The sequence below is a fragment of the Citrobacter sp. BIDMC107 genome, from assembly GCF_001037575.1.
GTDB classification, from domain to species: domain Bacteria; phylum Pseudomonadota; class Gammaproteobacteria; order Enterobacterales; family Enterobacteriaceae; genus Citrobacter; species Citrobacter freundii.
This window is the reverse complement of record NZ_KQ089853.1, coordinates 1-6,213: the sequence shown is the minus strand read 5'-3', so window position 1 is coordinate 6,213 and position 6,213 is coordinate 1. Positions and strand designations below refer to the sequence as shown.

Sequence of the window (6,213 nt, the reverse complement as noted above, 5' to 3'; positions counted from 1 at the left end):
ACGCCCAGCGAAACGAGAAGATCGCCAGACTCCTGAATGCTGGCATGTCATACACCGATATCATGGGAACGGTGAACTGTTCCCGTGCGACGGTTGCCAAGGTGAGCAAGAGTCTGAAAGAGACCGGCATCACGGGCTAACCCGCCTTCCACAATCCAAAGTGCCGACCTGAGACGGTCGGGTGTATTGAGATCCTCGCCATGTGCGGGGATTTTTTGTTTTAAAAGGGGTTATTCACGCATTTAATCTGGGAAAACCGGCGTCGTGTAGATCGCTGTGGGCGTTGCTGTGCCTGCTGGCGACAAATTTGTCATGGGAAATGACCCCTAAATATTTTTCGTGTGCGTGAAGCTGACTCGGTGGCGAATGAACCCGGTTAAGCATTGGCCTGTATTCTCAGCTTTGAGGCTGAAAACATACGTTGCCCATCCCCAGTGGAGTATTTTCCACGAGCTTTAGCCAGGTAGGAGACTCGTTCTACCAGCGCCACCAGCGATGAGTGATCATCCCTATTGATGGTGTATGTGCCATCACACGGTCGGGCGCGACCAACCTGTGCTGTTAGCTCACTCCAAAGAGTGTTGATCAGTCCGAATGTGCCCTCATTGCCGAATCCGGCAACTCTTACCTGAAAATGAGGCAAGGCAATCCAGCAATGGTAGTGAACCTGCTTGGCCTTCTCTTTCTCTCTTACCCAGCCATATGCAAATTTCTTAATCGGCTGTCCATTCCAGCGCTTCGCTGTGAACTTACCGCGTAACCGGGTGAACAGTTCGCTGATTAACTTATTGCTTTCAGCTACAGGCATTCCTGCTGGAACTGACAGATCGAACCGGAAGGCGAAGATTTTGCTGTAATGGGACTGCATCGCGCAGAGCTGGGTGATGAAGCTGTCCATTATTTCCTGACGGATCGGTGCGTGTCGTTTGCTGTCAGGTTTGAAGTTCAGGCTATACGTGTTGTCGCCGAAGGCGTAGTTAGCTGAGTTGATAAGGTGATATCTGCCATTGTCGTAGTGGCTGGTTACTGCATGAGTCAATGTTCCTCCAGTTGATGGTTGGTATGTACAGGTTACAGGTATTAGTAAAAACCAGTACGTTTATCGAATGAGTAGAATCTCCCTATGCCGCGCCACTACTGACGTGGAGGTGCATTTATTGCCAGCTTTTTTACTCAGCAAAGTTTCGGCGAGGTGGGTACGGATTTGTACCTCTCCGGGTTGGCTTCCCTGATTTTACGAGCTGTGGCGACTGCACGTTCCAGAGCTTCTGGGTCGATATATGCGGGCGCTGGTGGCCCGCTTTTTTCCTTGGTCACTGTCATGCTGTCGCCCCGGTTAACAGCATATCGCGGAGACGCTGGCGCATAGCATCATGCTCCACTGCTACAGCCTCTTCTGAGCGTCGCTGGGCTTCGTTGGCGGCGTCCTGAACCAGCTTATCTACCTCACGTTCCATCGCGTTAGCGAGTTCGTTGTGGTAGCTATCTTCGACCTGGCGTTTGAGGTCAATGATCTCCTGTTCCACCAGCATCGCCGGTTTACGAAGCGTGATACTCATATTCCCGGTACCGGCGAGATAGATCGATTGAGGGGTGCTGATGTCATATCGCCAGCCCTCCAGAATCCGTTCCTGTACCTGTTGCATTACCAGTGGTGCCGGGGCGTTGAAACGCTGTGTGGTGCTGGTGGCTGTGTACCGTTGTATGGCTGTATTAATCCGCGCGGCTAATACGGCGGCGTCGGGGCTGAACCGGTCAGACGCTTCGCTCAGGAATGCCTTTAAATCGCTATCTGCGGCTCTCTGAGCCTGTCTTTTTGTAGTCATGGTTATCTCCGTAATCGGTGAGAAAAGGCCGTAGCGGGCCGCAGGCGCTCTCTGGCGAGCGTCATTTGGTGTGATCGCTTAGTGCGATCATCTCGTCAGTTTTTGGGTATCAGGTGGTCAGGCGTATTCGCCGTAAAAACTCTGCCCGCACGCGACGCAATGTTGGGGAGTATCCGGTGTATACCGGAACCATCGGGTGACGTCCCCGCGTCCGAAAGTGACCCCTGCGAGATGGGTCACTTCCAGCGCCATGAGCGTTCTGTACGCAGTCGATAACGGCAGATCAACGCAGCGAGAAATTATCTCGGCGGTTACGGGAATATCGGTTGTATTCAGGTAATGCAGGACGTTAATCCGGGGGACTGTGGCACGGAGGCCGGTATCATTCAGGATCGCGGCGAGGCTGGTGCGTTCCGTATCGGTCGGGGCTGCAAATGTTGGCAGCATGGGCGTTGAGGTCAATAGGTCTCCTATTTTGTGTGTTTTCTTGGTGTTCGGTCATTTTACCATGAAAAGCTCTAAATGAGAATGCCTATCATTTATATTTATGACTTTTTTTTGTGTATACTATGCATAATAAACACATTGATAAATCGGCAGGTATACAGTGAGTAAACAGAGTCAGAGCCTACTCAATCTTACACAGGCTGCTGAGGCGGTAGGTATCACGCGAAAAACGCTTTACTCCCATATTGATAAGGGTTTGGTGAGTGTTACCCGCCAGAATGGTAAACGATACGTCGATGTATCCGAGCTAATCAGGCATTACGGATCCGTATCCCTTCCTGAGGAAAAAGTAAACACCGTTACACGGTCACAAACTAAACATAATGACGATGCAATTTTGGCTATGCAGCGGGAGTTGGTCGAGCTACGGAAGTTGATCGAGAAACAGCAATTATTGCTTGAGGATAAACAGGAGGCCGACAGCCTGCGGGAACAGGTGACCGGGTTGCAAAATGAACGTGACGAAGCGGTAAAAGAGCTGGAGAATGTTAAGAAAGAGTTGGGAGTCGAACGTCAGAAGGGATTTTGGCGGAAGTTGTTTAATGGTTAGGATTAACGTTTCTCTTTAGGGGGCTTGAAGCCCATTTTACGGTATCTATGAACATGAAACGCTTCCTTTTTTTCGTTGGGATGTTTGCCTTTTCATTTGCTGTTAATGCTAAATCTACAAATGGAAATGATTTGTATGATTGGTCAAAATCCAGTGATCGCATGCTTAACAGCCGTAGCGGTGATGACGAATCATTTAAGAGCGGTCTTTACATGGGATATGTCACAGGGGCTGTCGATATTATGTATGTGTCTGGCATGATCTGCCCTCCAGAAAATGCAACAAGCGGACAAATGCTCGATGTAGTCAAATTGTACCTGGAAAATCACCCTGAGCGTCGCGCTGATGGCGCTTCGTTAATCATGAACGCTGCATTGCGTAGCGCGTTTCCATGTAAGAAGTAATGCTCTGCGAGACTGGATTCCTTTGGGCTTTATGTTTTAACGGTGAAAAAATGAGAACTCGGCTTGGAGCTTTATTTTTCTTTCTTTTTTGCAGCAGCGCTATGGCAGCACAGGACGTTTTTACCGCCACCCCAAAAGATAATAGTTTTAAATTTGTCTTTTCTGGGAACGATGGCGTTTACACCCCAAGCGGTGATAAAACACATTTAAAGTGTGCGTTTAATAAGCATATGGAGGGGCTCGATAATGTGGGAGAGCCGTACTCTGCCATTATTTTTTTGTGTCCTAAAGATATCTCGATGTCACTCAAATTTTTTAAAAAAAGTAAAAAGTCATTCTTTATTGTCACCAGCCCAAACATAGAAGGGAGTGGTAGTGAAGAAGTCTTTGTTAAACAAGAAAGCTACTGACAGATTGACGTCCTTAGTATTACGGGGCAGAATCCTTTAAACGAAAAAACCACCCGGCAAGGTGGTTTTTCGAAGGTTCAGTAAACCGGCAAGTTTCTGAACCGAGGTAACAGTCTTGTGCGAGACGTGTCACCAAATTCGTCCTTCCAGTGTAGCCGTAGTCAGGTAATCACATCAAGAATCTTTTAACTGAGATTCTCTCGATACAACCTCGCACACTTCTGTTTACCGTATTGGCTGTTGCCATTGACGGCACTTTGCCGTGTCCGCTGGGGTTGGAATCGTGAGAATAGTTACCCAGCAGGCGCAACGGTCGGATGAAACGGGGAGTTCGTGCATATCATCCAGCTTGGAGCGAACCACCTAAAACGAGCAGTGCCAGCACAGGGAAGCTGAGAGTTAGCGCCCCCAAAGTAGAAAGAGCGGAAAGGCTGGCTGCAAACGTCAAGGTGGGAACACAGGAGCGCACGAGGGAGCGACTTATCGGAAACGGTGGGGATCTTTAAGCTGTGTCGGGTTTCGCCACTCTTGATTTGAGCGTCTGAATTGTGATGCTCGTCAGGAGGGGCGAAGCCTTCTGTAAAGCCTGTGGCGCGCATGTCCTTTGCTCCCAACTGGTTGTTTATTCTCTGGTAGAATAGGCGGATGTGACCTACATGGATCTATGCAGTGGCTAAATACCAGATTGACTCTATCCAGAACTGGCCTTCGTTTGAACATAACGGTTCGACTTATTCTCTTTCACATCTCGATGCACACGAAATCACTTATAAAGGTGATAAGCAGGATTTTACCTTCGTGGTTACTTACGGTTTGCATTGTTTTGCCAAAGAAAATACGCCTTATGTTATCCCGGTTTCTTATCAGGATGGACGTGAGCAAAAGACCGTCTGTATGGAGCGGTATGAAGCATCTAAGCAGATCCGTCAGATTCTGCTTAGCTTGCCTGATATGCGTTTATTCCATACCGCTGCGGAAAAGTACTTCACGTTGGATATGATGAATAGCGCTACAGGACAGCTTGAGCCGTACAAAATTTGCATTGCTTTCTACAAAGAGAAGCGCTTACTACGGATGCACATTCTTTCTGCCTTTTTCGTTCGTTACGGCCCAGGGTTTCCCGGTGAGCCTATCCCAAATAAGGCTGTCAGTTTGTTTAAGGTCGCGACTGATACGGCAAGTAGACAGAAAAAACATGCTTGGATACCAAAGGAAGCAAACAACCGCATCAAATGATATGCGTCAGGTATATTGAGATGAACTGGCTTTGACTAACAGGAAAAGTTGAAGCTGGGTGGTTTTTTCAGGCTTAGAAAGTGGCGACCCCCTTTCGGGGGTCTCAGCCGCCATAAGGCGGGGCAGGACACTTTACCGTCATGGACGAACCTGTTTCCAGGAAGTGGGATGCGATTTCGTTACCGAAATCCCTGTAACCATCCTTAAAATAATTCTATACGCATTGCTCATAGTGTCAACCACTATTCAGATGCTTACCTATATACTAAATTTCCTCGATCTCCTCTCTATCCCTTGCAGCTCCTGATTTTCTGGAAATAGCCGACTATAGATACCCTATACCCTAACTGCTTATTTTGGGCTGCATATAGCCGGACGAGTGCACCCGCCCCTCTCGGCCGGGATCGTTGATACTCCCATGATGCTGTAACCGGCTGGTTGCAAATATCCTGCTGGCGCATGAGCTGCGGTGTCTGACGGATGCTCGCCACCATCGGAACTTGTCACCGATCTTTTTCAAATATCTGCCGGTGGGGTGAACGATATGCTGGCTGTCATATGGTCTGGTTTAGGTATACCTAAAGAGGCACTGGTTTATTGAACCAGTCAGGCCGGGAAAAACATTTATTGAACCACTCTTAATAGACTGTTATTATTGAACCACTAAAAACAGACTAACAAGGGACACCTCCATGACATCACGTGTTTATGCCTACCTCCGAGCCTCGACTAAAGAGCAGGACGCATCACGCGCCAGAGAGCAACTTGATGAGTTCGCTCATTCTAAGGGTATGACCATCGCCACCTATTTCACAGAGAACGAGTCGGGAGCGTCTTTGCAGCGTCCTGAGTTGTTCCGATTGCTGGATATTGCACAGAAGGATGATGTATTGCTGGTAGAGCAGGTAGACCGCCTGAGCCGCTTAAAGGCAGACGACTGGCAGGTATTGCGGCAGACTATAAGCAACAAGGGGATCAGGGTTGTAGCGTTAGACTTACCGACCAGCCACCAGTTAATCCAGTCCGGCGATGAGTTTACTAATCGAATGCTGGAAGCATTGAACGGGATGATGCTGGATATGCTCGCCGCCATTGCACGTAAGGACTACACCGACCGTAAACGTCGTCAGGAGCAAGGAATCAGCAAGGCGAAGGAGGCTGGCAAATACAAAGGTCGCCCAGAAGACGCCCAGCGAAACGAGAAGATCGCCAGACTCCTGAATGCTGGCATGTCATACACCGATATCATGGGAACGGTGAACTGTTCCCGTGCGACGGTT

8 protein-coding genes are annotated in these 6,213 nt (G+C 48.8%); 6 read left to right on the top strand and 2 right to left on the bottom strand.

Annotated elements, in window-relative coordinates:
• Positions 1-140 (top strand): helix-turn-helix domain-containing protein (locus tag SK39_RS25130; protein WP_048217608.1); only part of this gene is annotated, 140 nt, incomplete at its 5' end.
• A gap of 236 nt (positions 141-376) precedes the next feature.
• Here the strand turns inward: SK39_RS25130 and SK39_RS25125 are convergent.
• Both SK39_RS25125 and SK39_RS25120 read right to left on the bottom strand, forming a co-directional pair.
• Positions 377-1,039 (bottom strand): YagK/YfjJ domain-containing protein, encoded by a 663-nt coding sequence (locus SK39_RS25125; RefSeq protein ID WP_048217607.1) that lies wholly within the window; start codon positions 1,037-1,039, stop codon positions 377-379.
• A 280-nt stretch (positions 1,040-1,319) separates the two neighbouring features.
• Entirely contained in the window at positions 1,320-1,826 is a 507-nt protein-coding gene (locus tag SK39_RS25120) for a hypothetical protein (protein WP_048217606.1), read from the bottom strand.
• A 607-nt stretch (positions 1,827-2,433) separates the two neighbouring features.
• Between SK39_RS25120 and SK39_RS25110 the strand changes: the two genes are divergently transcribed.
• From SK39_RS25110 to SK39_RS25090, 5 genes are all read left to right on the top strand, one after another.
• Positions 2,434-2,883: a helix-turn-helix domain-containing protein gene (locus SK39_RS25110; RefSeq protein ID WP_048217604.1), complete on the top strand. Its 450-nt coding sequence runs from the start codon at positions 2,434-2,436 to the stop codon at positions 2,881-2,883.
• Between the two features lie 47 nt (positions 2,884-2,930).
• Positions 2,931-3,287: a Rap1a/Tai family immunity protein gene (locus SK39_RS25170; protein WP_053069606.1), complete on the top strand. Its 357-nt coding sequence runs from the start codon at positions 2,931-2,933 to the stop codon at positions 3,285-3,287.
• A gap of 50 nt (positions 3,288-3,337) precedes the next feature.
• A complete protein-coding gene (locus SK39_RS25100) occupies positions 3,338-3,697 on the top strand; it encodes a hypothetical protein (protein WP_156182985.1) in 360 nt (119 codons plus the stop codon).
• Between the two features lie 669 nt (positions 3,698-4,366).
• On the top strand, positions 4,367-4,933 hold the full coding sequence (locus tag SK39_RS25095) for a hypothetical protein (protein WP_048217602.1): 567 nt from the start codon (positions 4,367-4,369) through the stop codon (positions 4,931-4,933).
• Positions 4,934-5,625: 692 nt separating this feature from the next.
• On the top strand, positions 5,626-6,213 hold a 588-nt coding region (locus tag SK39_RS25090), incomplete at its 3' end, for a recombinase family protein (protein ID WP_048217601.1).

Coding starts and splice junctions, on each gene's coding strand:
- SK39_RS25120 (WP_048217606.1), bottom strand. CDS start 1,826: ATGACTACAAAAAGACAGGCTCAGAGAGCCGCAGATAGCGATTTAAAG.
- SK39_RS25170 (WP_053069606.1), top strand. CDS start 2,931: ATGAACATGAAACGCTTCCTTTTTTTCGTTGGGATGTTTGCCTTTTCA.
- SK39_RS25100 (WP_156182985.1), top strand. CDS start 3,338: ATGAGAACTCGGCTTGGAGCTTTATTTTTCTTTCTTTTTTGCAGCAGC.